The sequence below is a fragment of the Pseudomonas sp. Gutcm_11s genome, assembly GCF_028649395.1.
Taxonomy (GTDB): domain Bacteria; phylum Pseudomonadota; class Gammaproteobacteria; order Pseudomonadales; family Pseudomonadaceae; genus Aquipseudomonas.
This window is the reverse complement of the sequence record NZ_JAQSUW010000016.1, coordinates 333,384-352,825: the sequence shown is the minus strand read 5'-3', so window position 1 is coordinate 352,825 and position 19,442 is coordinate 333,384. Positions and strand designations below refer to the sequence as shown.

Here is a 19,442-nt window from a genome sequence, read left to right as displayed (position 1 = left end):
CTTTGTTGCCTTGGGGGAAACTGCTGCAACAGGGGCCTACTGCCCCTGAAACCTGTTCAGAACTCGGCTCGGTGGAACCGGTTTTTGAACGGGTTTCAAATTCCGCTCTGTAGAAAGCCAGAAGCTGGAAGGCCGAAGCCACGGGCCGGTATCAACCGACCTGCGACTCCGAGCTTCCAGCTTCTCACTTCAGGTGTACGTCTTAGCGACGCAGACCCAGGCGACCGATGAGGGCGCTGTAACGACTGGTGTCCTTACCCTTCAGGTAGTCCAGCAGCTTGCGGCGCTGGTTAACCATGCGGATCAGACCACGACGGGAGTGGTGATCTTTGCCGTTGGCCTTGAAGTGGTCCTGCAGCTTGTTGATGTTGGCGGTCAGCAGGGCAACCTGCACTTCCGGAGAACCGGTATCGCCTTCAGCTTGCTTGTAGTCGGTTACGATCTGGGCTTTTTCTTCAACGCTCAGTGCCATGATGGGCTCCTTGAGTGAACAGGCCGGGAACCAGTCCCGTGTTTTTAAAAGAGGTATGACCGTGCCTGCTGACAGCCACCCTCGTTTCGGTCCTGCGACCGAATCCTGGTCCCGGAGCCTAGCTCCGGGCCCTACCCGCGTCAGGCGCCGGTAGAGATCAATCGTTTCGGCGCGATGCGCCCGTCTTCGCTCATTTCACCGATGCCGATGAAGCGGCCATTGTGGTCGGTCACCCGAACCATGCCGAATTTCGGCGCCTCCGGTGCACGTACCGGCTGGCCATGCAGCCAGTAGTAGGCACTGTGCTCGGACAGCTGCAGCAGTGGCCAGTGCTCAAGGCCGCTGTCTACCGGCAGGAGGAACTGGTCCAGTGCCTCATTGCCGCCATCGGCGTGGGCCTTCTCCAGCGCCTCCAGACTCACCGTCTGGTCCAGCACGAAGGGTCCTGCCTGAGTCCGGCGCAGCTCGGCCACGTGGCCGCCGCAACCCAACTCACGTCCCAGGTCCTCGACCAGGGTACGGATGTAGGTCCCCTTGCTGCAGGCCACCGACAGACGCAGCTGTGCGTCGTCCAGGGCCAGCAATTCCAGGCGCGCGATAGTAACAGATCGCGCCTCGCGCTCCACTACTTCGCCGGCACGGGCCAGCTTGTACAGTGGCTGCCCGTCCTTCTTCAGGGCCGAGTACATCGGTGGTATCTGTTTGATTTCACCACGAAAACGCGGCAGCTGGGCCTCTACGTCATCCCGACCGACGGTCACCTCGCGGCGCTCGACGATTTCACCCTCGGCATCGCCGGTGGTGGTGGTCACGCCCAGCTGGGCGACGGTCTCGTAGCCTTTGTCGGCGTCCAGCAGGTACTGGGAGAACTTGGTGGCCTCGCCGAAGCACAGCGGCAGCACGCCGGTAGCCAGCGGATCTAGGCTGCCGGTGTGCCCGGCCTTCTCGGCATTGAGCAGCCAGCGCACCTTCTGCAGGGCCTGGTTGGAGCTCATGCCGCGAGGTTTGTCGAGAATCAGGATGCCGCTGACATTGCGACGAATGCGTTTAACCTGCGCCACTGTCAGTCTTCCTGGTGCTTGCTGTCTTCGGACACTGCTCGGTCAATCAAGGCCGACAAGTGGGTACCGCGCGAGACGCTTTCGTCATAGTGGAAGTGCAGTTGCGGCACGCTACGCAGCTTCATTGCCTTGCCCAGCAGCATACGCAGGTAGCCAGCGGCATCATTGAGCACGCGGACGTTCTGCTTGATCTTCTCAGCGTCATTCTCGCCCATCACGGTGATGAACACCTTGGCGTGGCCGACATCGCGACTGACATCCACGGCAGTGACGGTGACGAAGCCCAGGCGCGGGTCCTTGACCTCACGCGGGATCATTTGCGCCAGCTCACGCTGGATCTGGTCGCCGATACGCTGGGTACGACTATAAATTTTTGCCATTTTTTCCTACCTCACCTACTACCAACGGGGCTGCAGGCTCACAAGCGGCAAACGCCCGGCCGCGCTATTGCGGGGCCGGGCGTCCGGTGTTACAGGCCGTCCCTTACAGGGTACGAGCCACCTGGACCTTCTCGAACACTTCGATCTTGTCCCCGACCTTGACGTCGTTGTAGCTCTTCACGGCGATACCGCACTCCATGCCGTTACGCACTTCGCCGACGTCGTCCTTGAAGCGACGCAGGGATTCCAGCTCGCCTTCGAAGATCACCACGTCGTCACGCAGTACGCGGATCGGACGGTTACGGTGAACGGTACCCTCGATGACCATACAGCCAGCGACGGCGCCGAACTTCGGCGAACGGAACACGTCACGGACTTCGGCGGTGCCGAGGATGTTCTCGCGAACATCGCTGCCGAGCATACCGGTGAGCGCCTTCTTGACGTCTTCGATGATGTCGTAGATGACGTTGTAGTAACGCATGTCGATGCCTTCGGCCTCGACGATCTTGCGCGCACCGGCATCGGCACGCACGTTGAAGCCGAACAGCACGGCGTTGGAGGCCAGCGCCAGGTTGGCATCGGACTCGGTGATACCACCGACGCCGCCGCCGACCACGCGAACCTGCACTTCGTCGTTGCCCAGGCCGCTGAGCGAGCCTTGCAGAGCTTCCAGGGAACCACGGACGTCGGATTTGAGGACGATGTTGAGCGTCTTCTTCTCCTCCTGGCCCATGTTCTCGAAGATGTTCTCCAGCTTGCCGGCATGCGCACGGGCCAGTTTGACCTCGCGGAACTTGCCTTGACGGAACAGGGCCACTTCACGGGCCTTCTTCTCATCGGCAACCACGGTCATGTCGTCACCGGCATCCGGGGTGCCATCCAGGCCGAGAATCTCGACCGGAATCGACGGTCCGGCTTCCTTGATCGGCTTGCCGTTCTCGTCGAGCATGGCGCGCACGCGGCCATAGTTGACGCCGACCAGGACCATGTCGCCCTGACGCAGGGTACCGTCCTGAACCAGCACGGTAGCCACCGGGCCACGGCCCTTGTCCAGACGGGACTCGACCACCACGCCACGGCCAGGAGCCGACGGAGTGGCTTTCAGTTCGAGAACCTCGGCCTGCAGCAGTACGGCTTCCAGCAGTTCGTCGACGCCGGTACCGGCCTTGGCCGAAACGCCTACGAACGGAGCATCGCCGCCCCACTCTTCCGGGATCACATCCAGCGCGGCCAGGCCGTTCTTGATGTTGTCCGGGTTGGCGTCCGGCTTGTCCATCTTGTTGATCGCGACCACGATCGGCACGCCAGCTGCTTTCGCATGCTGTACGGCTTCCTGGGTCTGCGGCATCACGCCGTCGTCAGCCGCCACCACCAGGATGACGATGTCGGTGGCCCTGGCACCGCGAGCACGCATCTGGGTGAACGCAGCGTGGCCCGGGGTATCGAGGAAGGTGACCATGCCGCGGTCGGTTTCCACGTGGTAGGCACCGATGTGCTGGGTGATACCACCGGCTTCGCCAGCGGCTACCTTGGCACGACGGATGTAGTCGAGCAGCGAGGTCTTACCGTGGTCGACGTGACCCATGACGGTCACTACCGGCGCGCGGTGGAAGGCTTCACCTTCGAACTTCAGGGATTCGGCCAGTTGCTCTTCCAGAGCGTTGTCGCTGACCAGCTTGACCTTGTGGCCAAACTCTTCGGCGATCAGCTGGGCAGTTTCCTGGTCCAGCACCTGGTTGATGGTCACCGGGGTGCCCATCTTGAACATGAACTTGACCACTTCGGCGCCCTTGACTGCCATCTGGGCAGCCAGGTCACCAACGGTAATGGTCTCGCCGATTGCTACTTCGCGCACAATGGGTCCTGTCGGGCTCTGGAACCCGTGCTGGTTACGCTTCTTCGGCTTCATCCGGCCGCCGCGACCGCGGTAACCATCAACTTCTTCGTCTGTGCTGCGCGGAGCAACGCGCGGAGTCGGCGCCTTGTCCTTCGGAGAGGGACGGTGCTGGGCGTGCTTGCGATCACGACGCTCGTCGTCATCGCTACGGGCCGGCTTCTCTTTTTCCTTCTCGACGCGGCGCGGCTCTTCCTTCTTGCGCTCGGCACCAGCCGGCGCGGCCTCGGCAGCTACGGCAGCAGCCGGGGCCTCGCCTGCGGCAGGAGCAACGACGGCCAGAACGGCAGCGTCCTGTTGCTTGCGGGCGTCAACCTCGGCCTGCTTGCGTGCTTCTTCCTCGGCCTTCAGGCGTGCGGCCTCTTCGACAGCGCGCTGCTCTTCCAGCTCGCGCTGCTTCTCGGCCTCGATCTCGTCCGGGCTGCGCTTGACGTAGGTCTTCTTCTTGCGCACTTCCACGCTGATGGTCTTGCTACCGGCAACCTTCAGGGTGGTGGTGGTCTTGCGCTGCAGGGTGATCTTGCGCGGCTCTTCCAGCTTTTCGCCGTGGCTACCTTTCAGGTGCGCGAGCAGGGCCTGCTTTTCGTTGTCAGTTACCACTTGCTCGGCACTGGTGTGAGGCAAGCCTGCCTCACGCATCTGCTGCAGCAGGCGCTCCACTGGTGTATCGACCACTTGGGCCAGTTCTTTCACCGTGACTTGCGTCATGCATCTCTCTCCTCAGGCCGCAACCGCTTACTCGAACCAGTGGGCTCGGGCGGCCATGATCAGCTTGCCGGCACGCTCTTCGTCGATGCCGTCGATGTCGAGCAGGTCGTCAATCGACTGCTCGGCCAGATCTTCGCGGGTAACTACGCCACGCACTGCCAGTTCCTGAGCCAGGCCCTTGTCCATGCCGTCAAGCGACAGCAGGTCTTCGGCAGGCTGGGCGTCAGCCAGTTTCTCTTCAGTGGCAATGGCTTTGGTCAGCAGACGGTCCTTGGCACGAGCGCGCAGCTCGTTGACGATGTCCTCGTCGAAACCATCGATGCTGAGCATCTCTTCCATCGGTACGTAGGCGATTTCTTCCAGGCTGGTGAAGCCTTCCTCGACCAGTACCTGGGCCAGTTCTTCGTCCACATCGAGCTCGTCGACGAAGTTCTGCAGGATGTCGCCGGTCTCGGCTTGCTGCTTGGCCTGGATGTCCGCCTCGGTCATCACGTTCAGGGTCCAGCCGGTCAGCTGACTGGCCAGGCGAACGTTCTGGCCGCCACGACCGATGGCCTGGGCCAGGTTGTCTTCACCGACCGCGATGTCCATGGCATGGGCATCTTCGTCGACGATGATCGCTGCCACTTCGGCCGGAGCCATGGCGTTGATCACGAACTGGGCGACGTTCTCGTCCCACAGCACGATGTCCACACGCTCGCCACCGATTTCACCGGAGACGGCCTGGACGCGCGAACCGCGCATGCCGATGCAGGCGCCTTGCGGATCGATACGCTTGTCCTTGGAACGCACAGCGATCTTGGCGCGCGAACCCGGATCACGGGACGCAGCCATTACTTCGATCAGGCCTTCGGCGATTTCCGGCACTTCGATGGTGAACAGCTCGATCAGCATCTGCGGCGCAGTACGCGACAGGATCAGCTGCGGACCACGGTTCTCGGTGCGGATTTCCTTGAGCAGGGCGCGCATGCGCGCACCGACGCGGAAGGTTTCGCGCGGAATGATGTCTTCGCGGGCCAACAGAGCTTCGGCGTTGTTGCCGAGGTCGACGATCACGCTGTCGCGGGTGACCTTCTTCACGGTACCGGAGATGATCTCGCCCACGCGCTCGCGGTAGGCGTCGACCACCTGGGCGCGCTCGGCCTCGCGAACCTTCTGCACGATCACCTGCTTGGCGGTCTGCGCGGCGATACGACCGAACTCGATAGACTCGACCGGCTCCTCGACGAAATCGCCGACCTTGGCGCCAGGCTCACGCTCCTGAGCCTCTTCGACGGTCAGCTGGGCGGCCGGATTTTCCAGATCGTCTTCTGCAACGACTTCCCAGCGACGGAAAGTCTCGTAGTTGCCGCTCTGGCGGTTGATCGCCACGCGCAGCTCGACTTCGTCGTCAAAACGTTTCTTGGTCGCCGTCGCCAGAGCCAGCTCCAGCGCTTCGAAAATGACAGCCGCCGGTACACCTTTCTCGTTGGATACCGACTCTACAACCAGCAGTACTTCTTTACTCATCGTACGCCTCGCCTTTCGCAATCCATTGGATCCGCGGGATCCGCGTCTCAGTCAAAACGGGGAATAATGTTGGCCTTGTCGATCAGATCGATCGGCAACAGGAATTCGTGGTCATCCACCAGCACCACCACGTCCTGCTCCTCCACACCGCGAAGGAAGCCCTGGAAATTGCGTCGCCCCTCGAAGGGCGAGCGCAGCTTGATCTTCACCTGCTCACCGGCATGACTGGCGAACTGTTCGAGGGTGAACAGCGGCCTATCCATACCCGGCGAAGACACCTCAAGGGTGTATTCGCTGGTGATCGGATCCTCGACATCCAGCACCGCACTGACCTGACGACTCACCGCCTCGCAGTCGTCGACCAGGATGCCGTTGGCATGATCGATATACACGCGCAGCAGGGAATGCCGCCCCTGGGAAATGAACTCGACTCCCCAGCATTGGTAGCCGAGCGACTCGACTACCGGGGCCAACATGGCCTGCAACTGTTCCAGCTTGCTCGACACCCGAAGCCCTCCGCGCATGTCGTAGAAATAAAAAATGGGCGAAACGCCCATCCATCGTGCCACTCAGCAAATGCCGGCGGCGGACTTGTCCAGCTAGCAAAAAGCCCCTGAAAAGGGGCCTTTAACCTGGTTGCGGGGGCCGGACCTGAGCCAACGACCTTCGAGCCATGAGCCCGACGAGCTACCAGACTGCTCCACCCCGCGTCAAAGCTGGGCGAAGAGTATACGGGCCTAACCCAAGAGGGTCAACCGAACCCTAGGAAACGACAAGGCCCGCAAACTGCGGGCCTTGTCGAGATATGGTACCGAGGAGGGGACTCGAACCCCTACAGCCTATGGCCACTACCACCTCAAGGTAGCGTGTCTACCAATTCCACCACCTCGGCAAAGAGGGTATTACTTCTGCTCCGGAGCGGCCGGCACATCGGATTTTTCAACCGAGGAGCCTTGCTCTTGGAGCACCGGAACGTCTTCGACGGCCGGCTTCTGCTGCACTTCAAGTACCGCCGGATCTGGCAGACCTGCTTGCGTCAGATTATCAGCTTTTTCTTTAGCAAAGAAGGCTAAACCCAAGCTGGTAATGAAAAAAACCGCAGCGAGTATAGCAGTAAAGCGACTCAAAAAGGTAGCAGAACCTTGGCTACCGAAGACAGTTGCAGAAGCACCAGCACCAAAGGAGGCACCCGCGTCAGCACCCTTGCCCTGCTGCAGCAGAACCAGGCCGACGACACCGATGGCGCCCAGCAGATGTACGACGATTACGACTGTTTCCAGCATTTATCAGTTTCCTGCGGCGCGACAGATCGCACCAAACTCATCTGCATTCAAGGAGGCACCACCAATGAGCCCCCCATCGATATCCTGCATGCCGAACAACTCGACAGCATTGGCGGCCTTAACGCTGCCGCCGTACAGAATTCTCACGCCTCGCGCCACTTCGGCATTCTCGGCGGCCAGCTGCGCACGAATCGCAGCATGGACTTCCTGAGCCTGCTGAGGCGACGCCGTCAGCCCGGTACCAATGGCCCAGACCGGCTCGTACGCCACAACCGCCCGAGCGAAGGCACCAACACCCAGCTCTTCGATCACACTCCCCAACTGGGAGGAGACCACTTCCAGCGTCCTGCCCGCCTGACGCTGCTCGAGCGTCTCGCCAACACAAAGCACCGGAACCAAACCACAGGACTGAGCCGCTGCAAACTTGCGACTCACCTGCTCATCACGCTCACCGAGAATCAGGCGACGCTCCGAGTGGCCAACCAGCACCATGCTGCAACCCACATCAGCGAGCTGGCTCGGCGCAATCTCGCCGGTCAGCGCACCCTGCATCGGCTCTACCGCACAGTTCTGAGCACCGACAGCGATGGCCTTGCCTTCCAACCCCACCAACACCTGATTGATGTACAGGCAGGGCGGCATGACAGCAACTTCGACACCAGAAGGCAACGCCAATTGGCGCAAGCCCTTGATCAGCTCTGCGACGCTGGCGCGGGTACCGTGCATTTTCCAGTTACCAGCTACCAGGGGGCGACGCATGCCTGACCTCGTCGTTCAAAGTGGGCGCAGATGTTACCCAAGAGCTTATGCACTAGCAAGCCGAAATCAGGCGCAGACTTCAGTGACGACTTTGGCCAATTCCTCGGCATAGCCGCGAACCTGCGCCTCATCATCACCCTCGACCATTACCCGCACCAGCGGCTCGGTACCCGACTTACGCAGCAGCACGCGACCACGTCCCGCCATGAGATCGGTAACGCGCGCGCAAGCATCCTTTACCGCAACATGCTCAACCGGATCGACATCACCAGAGAAGCGCACATTGATCAGAACCTGCGGACACTTGCGCAATGCCAGGCGAGCCTCGGCCAGGGTCCTGTCGGCGCGCTTGAGCGCCATCAACACCTGCAATGCAGCAATGACCGCATCCCCCGTAGTGGTGTGCTGGCAGCACAAAAGATGCCCGGAATTCTCGCCCCCCAGCAACCAGCCGCGCTCCAGCAGCTCAGCCACCACATAGCGATCGCCGACCTTGGCACGCACAAACGGAATACCCAGCTCACCCAGGGCCAACTCGAGCCCCAGATTACTCATGAGAGTACCGACCACGCCGCCTTGCAGCTTGCCGCGCTCGTGCAGATCGCGCGCGATGATGTACAGCAGCTCATCGCCGTCGACCACCGCACCGGTGTGGTCGACCATCAGCACGCGATCGCCATCGCCATCGAAGGCGATGCCGAGGTCGGCCTGCTGCGCCAGCACTTCCGCCTGCAGAGCCTCGACATGGGTCGAGCCGCAGTTGTCGTTGATGTTCAAACCATTGGGCTGAGCAGCAATCACGGACACCTGCGCCCCCAGCTCACGAAACACACTGGGCGCCACCTTATAGGTAGCGCCGTGGGCGCAATCGAGCACCACTTTCAGGCCGGCGAAGCTGGTGTGATTGGGCACGCTGCCCTTGCAGAATTCGATGTAGCGACCGGCAGCGTCATTGATCCGGGTGACCTTACCGAGCTGCTCGGACTCCACAACCGTCATGGGCTGATCGAGCAGCTCCTCGATCATCAGCTCGATCTCGTCCGGCAGCTTGGTGCCCAGACCGGAGAAGAACTTGAAACCGTTGTCGTGATGCGGATTGTGCGAGGCACTGATGACGATACCTGCCTCAGCCTGGAAGGTGCGCGTCAGGTAGGCGATCGCAGGCGTCGGCATGGGACCGAGCAACATCACATCGGCACCAGCAGCCAGCAAGCCGGACTCCAGCGCGGACTCGAACATGTAGCCGGAGATGCGCGTGTCCTTGCCGATCAGGATTCGACATTTACCCTGCTTGCGGAAGGCCATACCGGCAGCCCAACCCAGCTTGAGAATGAACTCGGGAGTGATAGGAAACTGGCCAACACGGCCGCGGATACCATCGGTACCGAAATACTTTCTGCTCATAATCACTCCAATTTTCTTATTCGGCGGCCTGCACGGCAGCGATCATACGCACCGCATCAACCGTCTCGGCGACATCATGGACGCGCAGGATGCATGCCCCCTTCGCCACAGCCAAGGCAGCCAGGGCCAAGCCGCCAGGTAGACGCTCATACACCTCACGCCCCAGAACCTGACCGATCATGCTCTTGCGCGAGACGCCAACCAATAGCGGCCGCCCGAAAGCATGCAGCGCTTCCAGATGCTTGAACAGGCTCAGATTGTGGGCAAGCGTCTTGGCGAAACCAAAACCCGGATCAAGGATAATCCGCTCGGCAGCGATACCCGCCTCCTCGCATGCGCCGATGCGCTGTGCCAGGAACTCACACACCTCACCCACCACATCGGCGTAATGAGGATCATGCTGCATGGTGCCGGGCTCACCGAGCATATGCATCAGGCATACGGGTAGACCGCTGTCAGCCGCAGCCTCCAGAGCGCCCTCTCGCCGAAGCGCGCGCACATCATTGATCAGCCCCGCTCCTAGGCACGCGCCCTCGCGCATTACCGCAGGGGTCGAGGTATCCAGAGAAACAACCACATCCAACTCGGCCGCGATTGCCTCCACAACGGGAGCAACTCGCTCCAACTCCTCCACCGGCGAGACCGGGCGAGCACCAGGGCGAGTCGACTCGCCACCGACATCGATCAGCGTGGCGCCGGCAGCGACCATCTCAGCGGCGTGACGCAGCGCCGCATCGCGCGCCGCAAAACGACCACCGTCGGAAAACGAGTCGGGAGTTACGTTGAGAATGCCCATGACATGCGGCACGGAAAGGTCGAGAGCCCGACTGCCACAAGGCAGTCGGGCCGGGTATTGCGGAAACGTCATGAGTGAACCTTAGTGCTCGCCCGCTGGCCCACCAATTGGGGCTTCAGGACGCTCCACTTGCTCCTTCGGCGTCGGGGTACCGGAGCCCCCCTGCCAGTCACGCGGCTCACGCGGGGTGCGCCCCGCCATGATGTCGTCAATCTGTTCGGCATCGATGGTTTCGTACTTCATCAACGCATCGGCCATCATGTCCAGCTTGTCGCGATTCTCTTCCAGCAGACGTTTGGCGGTGCCGTAGCAACCATCGATGATGCTGCGCACTTCCTCGTCGATCGCCTTGGCAGTCTCACCGGACACATTGGCCTGCTGACTACCCGCACTACGACCGAGGAATACCTCGCCCTCCTCTTCCGCATACATCAGCGGACCGAGCCGCTCGGACAGCCCCCACTTGGTGACCATGTTTCGAGCCAGGCGGGTCGCACGCATGATGTCGTTGGACGCACCAGTGGTAACGCCATCGAAGCCAAGCGTCATCTCCTCAGCGATACGACCGCCGAACAGCGAGCAGATCTGACTGGTCAGGGCGCGCTTGGACAGGCTGTAGCGATCTTCTTCCGGCAGGAACATGGTGACGCCCAGGGCGCGGCCACGCGGAATGATGGAGACCTTGTAGACCGGGTCATGCTCAGGCACCAGTCGCCCGACGATGGCGTGACCCGCCTCGTGATAAGCGGTATTGAGCTTCTCCTTCTCGGACATGACCATCGATTTGCGCTCGGCGCCCATCATGATCTTGTCCTTGGCCAGCTCGAACTCTTTCATCTCCACCAGGCGCTTGCTGGCGCGAGCTGCGAACAGTGAAGCCTCGTTGACCAGGTTGGCCAGGTCGGCACCGGAGAAGCCCGGGGTACCGCGCGCGATCACTGCCGGCTCGACATTGTCGCCGATCGGCACCTTGCGCATATGCACCTTGAGGATCTGCTCGCGACCACGAATGTCCGGCAGACCAACCACCACTTGGCGGTCGAAACGACCTGGACGCAGCAGCGCCGGGTCCAGCACGTCAGGACGGTTGGTCGCGGCGATGACGATGATGCCATCGTTCATCTCGAAGCCATCCATCTCGACCAACAGTTGGTTGAGTGTCTGCTCACGCTCATCATGGCCGCCGCCCAAACCAGCGCCACGATGGCGACCAACGGCGTCGATCTCGTCGATGAAGATGATGCAGGGGGCATGCTTCTTGGCTTGCTCGAACATGTCGCGCACGCGGGAGGCGCCAACACCGACGAACATCTCGACGAAGTCGGAACCGGAAATAGTGAAGAACGGCACCTTGGCCTCACCTGCAATGGCCTTGGCCAGCAGGGTCTTACCGGTACCAGGCGGGCCGACCATCAGCACGCCGCGAGGAATACGGCCGCCGAGGCGCTGGAACTTGCCCGGATCACGCAGGAACTCGACCAGCTCACCAACCTCCTCCTTGGCCTCGTCGCAACCAGCGACGTCAGCCAGAGTGGTCTTGACCTGATCTTCGGAGAGCAGGCGCGCCTTTGACTTGCCGAAGCTCATCGGGCCGCCACGACCGCCGCCGCCACCCTGCATCTGGCGCATGAAGAACATGAACACGGCGATGATCACCAGGATCGGGAAGCTGGCTACCAGCAACTGGGTCCAGATGCTCTGGCGCTCCGGCTGCTTGCCGACGATCTCGACGTTGTTGTCGATCAGATCCTTGATCAGACCGCGATCCTCAATGGCCGGACGCACGGTTTCGAAGGTCGTGCCGTCAAGATTCTTGCCGCTGATGATGTAGCCATCGACCGTGACTTGCTTGACCTTGCCTTCCTGCACCTGCTGGATGAACTCGGAATAGTTCAGCTTGCCGGTGTCACTCGGGCTGGAGAAGTTATTCATCACAGTGACCAGGACGGCTGCGATGATCAGCCACAGGATCAGGTTCTTTGCCATGTCGTTCAATTCGCTACCCTCTGAAGCCAGCCTCGTCCTGAAACGCGCTTCGCATGACGGCTGGTGGATTACCAACCTAACTTACTACACAACCCCCACCCCAGGCAGGAGCCGTCTGTAACCCTTTATGAGACCCGGACCATCCGACCTAGCGATGCATCACCGGTTCCAGTCTAGGCACCAGGTCATCTATGGACCAGCGGGTATCGACCACAACCGACCGACAGACCTCACCCCATCCATATTGGGGCCAAATCTGAAATCACAAGGCCAAACCGATTATCGGTTTCCAAGCGAACCATCGAGCACCTGATGACGGAAGGCGACACACCATTCGAGCCAGCCCAACACCGCCCCTGCCTGCATGACAGGCGGCACGCCAAAGAAGCCATTCGATACCCCTGAAGTTACTGCGAGCTAGGCTTTGGACGAACCACCGAGAAGCCTCGCCCGAATAGAAACGGGCGTCTCCGAGCCAGCTCGGGTAAACTACGCCGTTTTTCGACCGGCGTACCGGCATCGGAATGGGCAATGGCTGAGGCCTGCCTACCGGAGCGGGACCGGCATTCATAGCAGCAGGGTCAGATTATGGCGCTTACCAACGAACAGAAGAAACACTTCAAATCCATCGGCCACCACCTGAAACCGGTACTTATCGTGGCCGAGAATGGCCTGACCGAAGGCGTGCTGGCCGAGCTGGAGCGCGCCCTCAACGATCATGAACTGATCAAGGTGCAGTTCCGCCTGACCGAGCGTGACGATCGCCGCGCGCTGATCGACGAACTGGCTGCCGCCGGCCGCTGCGAGCTGGTCCAGGTGATCGGCAAGATGGCTCTGATCTACCGCAAGAACCCCAAGCCGAACAAGAACCTGTCCAACATCCATCGCTATCAGGCCTGATAGCGATCGCCCCGCGCTAGCGCCGCTGCCCAGGCAGCGGCTGCATCACCAGCACCAGCCCGCACAGGGCCAGCACCAGATAGTTGAACAGCAGCCAGCGCTCGGCACCTGGCAGCCAGTGGCGCACGGCAAAAAATGCCACCGCCATGACCAGCACCATCAGCAGCATCTGACCGCGCAAGTCGCGCCACAGACTGCACAGCCCCTCGGCCTGAGCAAGCACCAAGCCCTGCACCAGTACGCAGAACGCAGCGAAGCCAACCAACAGCGGGCTGAGCGCAGCCTTGACCTCTTCGATCAGTAGCGGCGCCAAGCCCATCTTTTCCAGCGCCGGCAGCAGGACGAAGTGCAGCAGCCACAGGCCGCCGACCCAGAATGTCTGAGCCAGCTGCCAGCTGATCGCACCCGCCCGCAGCGGTTGGCGCTTAAATATGGCGGACTTCGACAATCTCGTACTCGACCAGGCCGCTGGGGGTCTTCACCGCCACCACGTCGCCTTCTTCCTTGCCCACCAGGGCGCGGGCGATGGGCGAGCTGACCGACAGTTTGCCGATCTTGATGTCGGCCTCGTCTTCGCCAACGATCTGATAGGTCACGCTCTCGTCGGTCTCGCAGTTGGCAATATCGACGGTGGTACCAAAGATCACCTTGCCAGTGTGGGCGATGGTGGTGACGTCGATCACTACTGCATGCTGCAGGCGGCCTTCGATATCACGGATACGCGCCTCGACCATGCCCTGCTGTTCGCGGGCCGCATGGTACTCGGCGTTTTCCTTGAGGTCGCCCAGCTCGCGCGCCTCGCCGATGTCCTGGCTGAGCTTGGGACGCACCACCTTGGTCAGGTGCGCCAGCTCGTCCTCCAGGGCGCGAGCGCCCTGGACAGTCATGGGGTACTTGTTCATGCCTTGATTCCTGCGTGCAGGTCCTGCAGGCGGCGCACGGTCTTCTCGGGACCGAATTTGAGCGCTTCGCAGATCGCCTGACCAGCCGCGATGGTGGTGGTGCAGTAGATCTTGTGCTGCAGGGCGTTACGACGGATGGAGTAGGAGTCAGCGATGGACTGACGGCCTTCGGTGGTGTTGATGATCAGGGTGACTTCGTCATTCTTGATCATGTCGACCACGTGTGGACGACCCTCGGTCACCTTGTTCACGCGACGCACCGGCAGGCCGGCAGCCTCGATCACCTTGGCGGTACCGGCGGTGGCAACCACTTCGAAGCCCAGACCGACCAGGTCGCGCGCGACCTCGACGGCCTGCGCCTTGTCGTCTTCGCGCACGCTGATGAAGGCGCAACCGGAGTTCGGCAGGATCTCGCTGGCGCCCAGCTGGGCCTTGGCGAAGGCCTCGCCGAAGCTGTCGCCGACACCCATCACTTCACCGGTGGACTTCATCTCCGGGCCGAGGATCGGGTCGACACCCGGGAACTTGGCGAACGGGAACACCGCTTCCTTGACGCTGAAGTACGGCGGAATCACTTCCTTGGCGTAACCAGCCTCGGCCAGCGACTTGCCAGCCATGACACGGGCCGCCACCTTGGCCAGCGACTCGCCGACACACTTGGAGACGAACGGCACGGTACGCGAGGCGCGCGGGTTCACTTCGATGACGTAGATGTCCTCGCCCTGCACGGCCATCTGCACGTTCATCAGACCGACCACACCGAGCTCCAGGGCCATTTTCTTGACCTGGTCACGGATCTCGTCCTGGATGTGCGCCGGCAGCGAGTACGGCGGCAGCGAGCAGGCGGAGTCACCGGAGTGCACGCCGGCCTGTTCGATGTGCTGCATGATCGCGCCAATCACCACGGTCTCACCGTCGCACACCGCGTCGATGTCGACTTCGATGGCGCAGTTGAGGAAACGGTCCAGCAGCACCGGGCTGTCGTTGGACACCTTCACCGCTTCGCGCATGTAGCGCTTGAGTTCTTCTTCCTGGTAGACGATCTCCATGGCACGGCCGCCCAGCACGTAGGACGGGCGCACGACCATCGGGTAGCCGATGGACTTGGACAGGGCCAGGGCTTCGTCTTCGCTGCGCGCGGTGGCGTTGGCCGGCTGGCGCAGGTTCAGGCGCTGCACCATCTGCTGGAAGCGCTCGCGGTCTTCGGCGCGGTCGATGGCGTCAGGCGAGGTACCGATGATCGGCACGCCAGCTTCTTCCAGGGCGCGACACAGTTTCAGCGGGGTCTGGCCGCCGTACTGCACGATCACGCCTTTCGGCTGCTCGACGCGGACGATTTCCAGCACGTCTTCCAGGGTTACCGGCTCGAAGTACAGGCGATCGGAGGTGTCGTAGTCGGTGGAGACGGTTTCCGGGTTGCAGTTGACCATGATGGTCTCGTAACCGTCTTCACGCATGGCCAGCGCCGCGTGTACGCAGCAGTAGTCGAACTCGATGCCCTGGCCGATACGGTTGGGACCGCCGCCGAGGATCATGATCTTGTCGCGACCGCTCGGGTTGGCCTCGCACTCTTCCTCGTAGGTCGAGTACATGTAGGCGGTGTCGGTGGCGAACTCGGCAGCGCAGGTGTCGACGCGCTTGTACACCGGCAGCACTTTCAGCTTGTGGCGGTGGCTGCGCAGGGTCTTCTCGGTCACACCCAGCAATTTGGCCAGGCGGATGTCGGAGAAGCCTTTGCGCTTGAGCTTGTACATCAGGTCGCGATCGATGGCCGACAGCGCCAGGGTCTTGATGCGCTCTTCGTCCTTGACCAGGTCTTCGATCTGCACCAGGAACCACTCGTCGATACGAGTCAGGTCGAACACTTCGGCAACGGTCTTGCCGGCGCGGAAGGCATCGGCCACGTACCAGACGCGGTCGGCGCTCGGCACGGTCAGCTCGCGACGCAGGGTGCTCTCGGCTTCCGGATCGTTCAGGTCGAGCTTCTCGTCGAAGCCGGCAACGCCGACTTCCAGGCCGCGCAGGGCTTTCTGCATGGACTCCTGGAAGGTGCGGCCGATGGCCATGACTTCACCCACGGACTTCATCTGGGTGGTCAGGCGGGCGTCGGCTTTCGGGAACTTCTCGAAGGCGAAACGCGGGATCTTGGTGACGACGTAGTCGATGGCCGGCTCGAACGAAGCCGGGGTACGGCCACCGGTGATGTCGTTCTGCAGCTCGTCGAGGGTGTAGCCGACGGCCAGCTTGGCGGCGATCTTGGCGATCGGGAAGCCGGTGGCCTTGGAGGCCAGGGCCGAGGAACGCGACACGCGCGGGTTCATCTCGATCACCACCATGCGGCCGGTGTTCGGGCAAATGCCGAACTGCACGTTGGAGCCGCCGGTTTCCACGCCGATCTCGCGCAGCACCGCCAAGGAGGCGTTACGCAGGATCTGGTATTCCTTGTCGGTCAGGGTCTGGGCCGGGGCCACGGTGATCGAGTCACCGGTGTGCACGCCCATCGGATCGAAGTTCTCGATGGAGCAGACGATGATGCAGTTGTCCTTCTTGTCGCGGACCACCTCCATCTCGTATTCCTTCCAGCCGATCAGCGATTCGTCGATCAGCAGCTCGCTGGTCGGCGACAGATCCAGGCCGCGGGCGCAGATTTCTTCGAATTCTTCACGGTTGTAGGCGATGCCGCCGCCGGTGCCACCCATAGTGAAGGACGGACGGATGATGCAGGGGAAGCCGACCTTCTCCAGCACGCCGTAGGCTTCTTCCATGTTGTGGGCGATGCCGGAAACCGGGCAGGCCAGGCCGATGTCTTTCATCGCCTTGTCGAAGCGCGAGCGGTCTTCGGCCTTGTCGATGGTGTCGGCGTTGGCACCGATCATCTCGACGCCGAATTTTTCCAGGATGCCGTGCTTTTCCAGGTCCAGGGCGCAGTTCAGCGCGGTCTGGCCACCCATGGTCGGCAGCAGCGCGTCCGGACGCTCCTTCTCGATGATCTTGGCCACGGTGGCCCACTTGATCGGCTCGATGTAGGTGGCGTCGGCCATGGCCGGGTCGGTCATGATGGTGGCCGGGTTGGAGTTCACCAAGATGACGCGGAAGCCTTCTTCCTTCAGGGCCTTGCAGGCCTGGGCGCCGGAATAGTCGAACTCGCAGGCCTGGCCGATGACGATGGGGCCGGCGCCGAGGATCAGGATGCTTTTGATGTCTGTACGTTTTGGCATGGTTCTTACTCGAATCCTTGGGTCAGTCGGCGTGGCTTAGCGGCGCTTGGCCATGGCTTCGATGAAGCGATCGAACAGCGGGGCGACGTCGTGCGGGCCTGGGCTGGCTTCCGGGTGCCCCTGGAAGCTGAAGGCCACTTTGTCGGTACGCTCGATGCCCTGCAGGGTGCCGTCGAACAGCGACTTGTGAGTGGCGCGCAGGTTGGCCGGCAGGCTAGGCTCGTCCACGGCGAAACCGTGGTTCTGGCTGGTGATCATCACCACGCCGGAATCCAGATCCTGGACCGGGTGGTTGGCGCCGTGGTGGCCGGTGCCCATCTTCACGGTCTTGGCGCCGGAGGCCAGGGCCAGCAGTTGGTGGCCGAGGCAGATGCCGAAGACCGGGATTTCGGTCTGCAGCACTTCCTTGATCGCAGCGATGGCGTAGTCGCACGGCTCGGGGTCGCCAGGGCCGTTGGAGAGGAACACGCCGTCCGGGTTCAGGGCCAGCACGTCGCTGGCCGGGGTCTGCGCCGGCACCACGGTGAGGCGGCAGCCGCGCTCGACCAGCATGCGCAGGATATTGACCTTGACGCCGTAGTCGTAGGCGACCACGTGGTAAGGCAGCTCGCTGGCAGCGATTTCCGGATGGCTGTCGTCTTTCAGGCTCCACACACTGGAGCGCCACTCGTAGCGCTCGGTGCAGCTGACCACCTTGGCCAGGTCCATGCCTTTCAGGCCGGGGAAGCTACGCGCCAGTTCCAGGGCATTTTCCTCGGTGGCGTCGTCGCCAGCCAGGATGCAGCCGTTCTGCGAACCCTTCTCGCGCAGGATGCGGGTCAGGCGACGGGTGTCGATACCGGCGATGGCAACGGTACCGTTCTCTTTCAGGTACTCGTCCAGCGGCTGCTTGTTGCGCCAGTTGCTGGAAGTCAGCGGCAGGTCGCGAATGATCAGACCGGCGGCCCACACGCGGTTGGACTCGGCGTCTTCCGGCGTGGTGCCGGTGTTGCCGATGTGCGGATAGGTCAGGGTGACAATCTGCTGGGCATAGGAAGGATCGGTGAGGATTTCCTGATAGCCGGTCATGGCGGTGTTGAACACCACTTCACCGATGGTATGGCCGTCGGCCCCGATTGCTTCACCGCGGAAAATGCTGCCGTCGGCAAGGGCGAGTATGGCTGGCTTAGTCAAGAAGACCTCCCTTAGATCTGGAACTTGCACAAACGCAGGTTGTAAAAAAGCGGGATGACGTATTGACCGTCACCCCGCTTCTTTATCTGATTCATTCTGCGTTACTTTTAGTGGACACACTAAAGCGGGAAGCTTACAGGAAAAGCCCTTTTCGGTCCACAGCTTGCATGGACCGTTCAGGCATTTCAGTTCAGCCCCAGCACATCCTGCATATCATAAAGACCGGCAGGCTGGCTCTGCAGCCACTGCGCCGCGCGCACAGCCCCCTTGGCGAAGGTCATGCGGCTGGAGGCCTTGTGGGTGATCTCCACGCGCTCGCCATCGGCAGCGAACAGCACGGTGTGATCGCCAACCACATCGCCGGCACGCACGGTGGCGAAACCGATGGTCTCGCGCTCGCGGGCACCGGTCTGACCCTCGCGACCGTAGACGGCGACTTTCTGCAGATCGCGACCCAGGGCATTGGCTACCACTTCGCCCATGCGCAGGGCAGTGCCGGACGGCGCATCGACCTTGTGCCGGTGGTGCGCTTCGAGAATCTCGATATCCACATCATCGCCCAGCACGCGCGCTGCGGTATCCAGCAGTTTCAGGCACAGATTGACGCCGACGCTGTAGTTGGCGGCGAAGACGATCGGGATCTGCTTGGCCGCCTCGCCCAGCAACTGCTTCTCCTCCGGCGAGAAGCCGGTGGTGCCGATGACCATGGCCTTGCCTGCCTGGCGGCAGACCTCCAGGTTCTTCAGGGTCGCCGAGGGGTGCGTGAAGTCGATCAGCACATCGAACTGATCCAGCACCGCGCTCAGGTCACCCGCCAGGGTCACGCCGATCTTGCCCAGCGCCGCCAGCTCGCCAGCATCGGCACCGATCAGACTGCTGTCCGGGCGATCCACCGCCGCGGTCAGCTGGGCGCCTTCCGCCTGGCCGACCGCCTCGATAAGGATCTTGCCCATGCGCCCGGCGGCGCCCATCACTGCAATACGTCGCATAGCCGATT

17 protein-coding genes and 2 tRNA genes are annotated in these 19,442 nt (G+C 61.9%); 1 reads left to right on the top strand and 18 read right to left on the bottom strand.

Annotation, left to right across the window (positions count from 1 at the left end; all coding sequences use genetic code 11):
• Nucleotides 1-202: 202 nt before the first annotated feature.
• The 13 genes from rpsO to ftsH form a co-directional block, all read right to left on the bottom strand.
• Nucleotides 203-472 carry a 30S ribosomal protein S15 gene (rpsO, locus tag PTT45_RS17900; RefSeq protein ID WP_043308798.1) on the bottom strand — a complete coding sequence of 90 codons (270 nt, stop codon included), beginning with the start codon at nt 470-472 and terminating at the stop codon, nt 203-205.
• 140 nt (nt 473-612) lie between these two features.
• Nucleotides 613-1,533 (bottom strand): tRNA pseudouridine(55) synthase TruB, encoded by a 921-nt coding sequence (gene truB, locus PTT45_RS17895; RefSeq protein ID WP_273815095.1) that lies wholly within the window; start codon nt 1,531-1,533, stop codon nt 613-615.
• 2 nt (nt 1,534-1,535) lie between these two features.
• Nucleotides 1,536-1,913 carry a 30S ribosome-binding factor RbfA gene (gene rbfA / locus PTT45_RS17890; RefSeq protein WP_273815093.1) on the bottom strand — a complete coding sequence of 126 codons (378 nt, stop codon included), beginning with the start codon at nt 1,911-1,913 and terminating at the stop codon, nt 1,536-1,538.
• A gap of 103 nt (nt 1,914-2,016) precedes the next feature.
• On the bottom strand, nt 2,017-4,515 hold the full coding sequence (gene infB, locus PTT45_RS17885) for a translation initiation factor IF-2 (RefSeq protein ID WP_273815091.1): 2,499 nt from the start codon (nt 4,513-4,515) through the stop codon (nt 2,017-2,019).
• A gap of 27 nt (nt 4,516-4,542) precedes the next feature.
• Entirely contained in the window at nt 4,543-6,024 is a 1,482-nt protein-coding gene (gene nusA, locus PTT45_RS17880; protein ID WP_273815090.1) for a transcription termination factor NusA, read from the bottom strand.
• 47 nt (nt 6,025-6,071) lie between these two features.
• The gene (rimP, locus tag PTT45_RS17875) at nt 6,072-6,530 is read right to left on the bottom strand and encodes a ribosome maturation factor RimP (RefSeq protein ID WP_273815088.1); all 459 of its coding nucleotides are present in this window, start codon (nt 6,528-6,530) and stop codon (nt 6,072-6,074) included.
• Between the two features lie 127 nt (nt 6,531-6,657).
• Nucleotides 6,658-6,734 (bottom strand) — tRNA-Met (locus PTT45_RS17870).
• 96 nt (nt 6,735-6,830) lie between these two features.
• Nucleotides 6,831-6,916, bottom strand: a tRNA-Leu gene (locus PTT45_RS17865).
• Nucleotides 6,917-6,926: 10 nt separating this feature from the next.
• Nucleotides 6,927-7,307: a preprotein translocase subunit SecG gene (secG, locus tag PTT45_RS17860; protein WP_273815087.1), complete on the bottom strand. Its 381-nt coding sequence runs from the start codon at nt 7,305-7,307 to the stop codon at nt 6,927-6,929.
• Nucleotides 7,308-7,310: 3 nt separating this feature from the next.
• Nucleotides 7,311-8,066, bottom strand: a complete 756-nt coding sequence (gene tpiA / locus PTT45_RS17855; protein ID WP_273815085.1) for a triose-phosphate isomerase — start codon at nt 8,064-8,066, stop codon at nt 7,311-7,313.
• A 66-nt stretch (nt 8,067-8,132) separates the two neighbouring features.
• Nucleotides 8,133-9,470: a phosphoglucosamine mutase gene (glmM, locus tag PTT45_RS17850; RefSeq protein WP_273815084.1), complete on the bottom strand. Its 1,338-nt coding sequence runs from the start codon at nt 9,468-9,470 to the stop codon at nt 8,133-8,135.
• 16 nt (nt 9,471-9,486) lie between these two features.
• The gene (gene folP / locus PTT45_RS17845) at nt 9,487-10,338 is read right to left on the bottom strand and encodes a dihydropteroate synthase (RefSeq protein WP_273815082.1); all 852 of its coding nucleotides are present in this window, start codon (nt 10,336-10,338) and stop codon (nt 9,487-9,489) included.
• A gap of 9 nt (nt 10,339-10,347) precedes the next feature.
• Nucleotides 10,348-12,252 (bottom strand): ATP-dependent zinc metalloprotease FtsH, encoded by a 1,905-nt coding sequence (gene ftsH / locus PTT45_RS17840; RefSeq protein WP_273815080.1) that lies wholly within the window; start codon nt 12,250-12,252, stop codon nt 10,348-10,350.
• 588 nt (nt 12,253-12,840) lie between these two features.
• On the opposite strand from ftsH, the gene yhbY reads away from it, so the two are divergent.
• Nucleotides 12,841-13,152 carry a ribosome assembly RNA-binding protein YhbY gene (gene yhbY, locus PTT45_RS17835; protein ID WP_043308809.1) on the top strand — a complete coding sequence of 104 codons (312 nt, stop codon included), beginning with the start codon at nt 12,841-12,843 and terminating at the stop codon, nt 13,150-13,152.
• Nucleotides 13,153-13,168: 16 nt separating this feature from the next.
• Here the strand turns inward: yhbY and PTT45_RS17830 are convergent, their stop codons facing one another.
• The 5 genes from PTT45_RS17830 to dapB form a co-directional block, all read right to left on the bottom strand.
• Nucleotides 13,169-13,567: a DUF4149 domain-containing protein gene (locus PTT45_RS17830; protein ID WP_273815276.1), complete on the bottom strand. Its 399-nt coding sequence runs from the start codon at nt 13,565-13,567 to the stop codon at nt 13,169-13,171.
• 10 nt (nt 13,568-13,577) lie between these two features.
• Nucleotides 13,578-14,054 carry a transcription elongation factor GreA gene (gene greA, locus PTT45_RS17825; protein ID WP_273815077.1) on the bottom strand — a complete coding sequence of 159 codons (477 nt, stop codon included), beginning with the start codon at nt 14,052-14,054 and terminating at the stop codon, nt 13,578-13,580.
• Complete coding sequence (gene carB, locus PTT45_RS17820; RefSeq protein WP_273815076.1) at nt 14,051-17,272, bottom strand: carbamoyl-phosphate synthase large subunit; 3,222 nt, start codon at nt 17,270-17,272, stop codon at nt 14,051-14,053. Before carB ends, greA begins: the two co-directional genes overlap by 4 nt.
• A 36-nt stretch (nt 17,273-17,308) precedes the next feature.
• Entirely contained in the window at nt 17,309-18,445 is a 1,137-nt protein-coding gene (gene carA, locus PTT45_RS17815) for a glutamine-hydrolyzing carbamoyl-phosphate synthase small subunit (RefSeq protein WP_273815075.1), read from the bottom strand.
• 185 nt (nt 18,446-18,630) lie between these two features.
• Nucleotides 18,631-19,434, bottom strand: a complete 804-nt coding sequence (dapB, locus tag PTT45_RS17810) for a 4-hydroxy-tetrahydrodipicolinate reductase (RefSeq protein WP_273815072.1) — start codon at nt 19,432-19,434, stop codon at nt 18,631-18,633.
• Between the last annotated feature and the right edge of the window lie 8 nt (nt 19,435-19,442).

What these genes read in the sequence shown, in the direction of transcription:
- rpsO (WP_043308798.1), bottom strand. Translation starts at nt 472, where the DNA reads ATGGCACTGAGCGTTGAAGAAAAAGCCCAGATCGTAACCGACTACAAG.
- rbfA (WP_273815093.1), bottom strand. Translation starts at nt 1,913, where the DNA reads ATGGCAAAAATTTATAGTCGTACCCAGCGTATCGGCGACCAGATCCAG.
- infB (WP_273815091.1), bottom strand. Translation starts at nt 4,515, where the DNA reads ATGACGCAAGTCACGGTGAAAGAACTGGCCCAAGTGGTCGATACACCA.
- nusA (WP_273815090.1), bottom strand. Translation starts at nt 6,024, where the DNA reads ATGAGTAAAGAAGTACTGCTGGTTGTAGAGTCGGTATCCAACGAGAAA.
- secG (WP_273815087.1), bottom strand. Translation starts at nt 7,307, where the DNA reads ATGCTGGAAACAGTCGTAATCGTCGTACATCTGCTGGGCGCCATCGGT.
- tpiA (WP_273815085.1), bottom strand. Translation starts at nt 8,066, where the DNA reads ATGCGTCGCCCCCTGGTAGCTGGTAACTGGAAAATGCACGGTACCCGC.
- glmM (WP_273815084.1), bottom strand. Translation starts at nt 9,470, where the DNA reads ATGAGCAGAAAGTATTTCGGTACCGATGGTATCCGCGGCCGTGTTGGC.
- folP (WP_273815082.1), bottom strand. Translation starts at nt 10,338, where the DNA reads ATGACGTTTCCGCAATACCCGGCCCGACTGCCTTGTGGCAGTCGGGCT.
- ftsH (WP_273815080.1), bottom strand. Translation starts at nt 12,252, where the DNA reads ATGGCAAAGAACCTGATCCTGTGGCTGATCATCGCAGCCGTCCTGGTC.
- yhbY (WP_043308809.1), top strand. Translation starts at nt 12,841, where the DNA reads ATGGCGCTTACCAACGAACAGAAGAAACACTTCAAATCCATCGGCCAC.
- greA (WP_273815077.1), bottom strand. Translation starts at nt 14,054, where the DNA reads ATGAACAAGTACCCCATGACTGTCCAGGGCGCTCGCGCCCTGGAGGAC.
- carB (WP_273815076.1), bottom strand. Translation starts at nt 17,272, where the DNA reads ATGCCAAAACGTACAGACATCAAAAGCATCCTGATCCTCGGCGCCGGC.
- dapB (WP_273815072.1), bottom strand. Translation starts at nt 19,434, where the DNA reads ATGCGACGTATTGCAGTGATGGGCGCCGCCGGGCGCATGGGCAAGATC.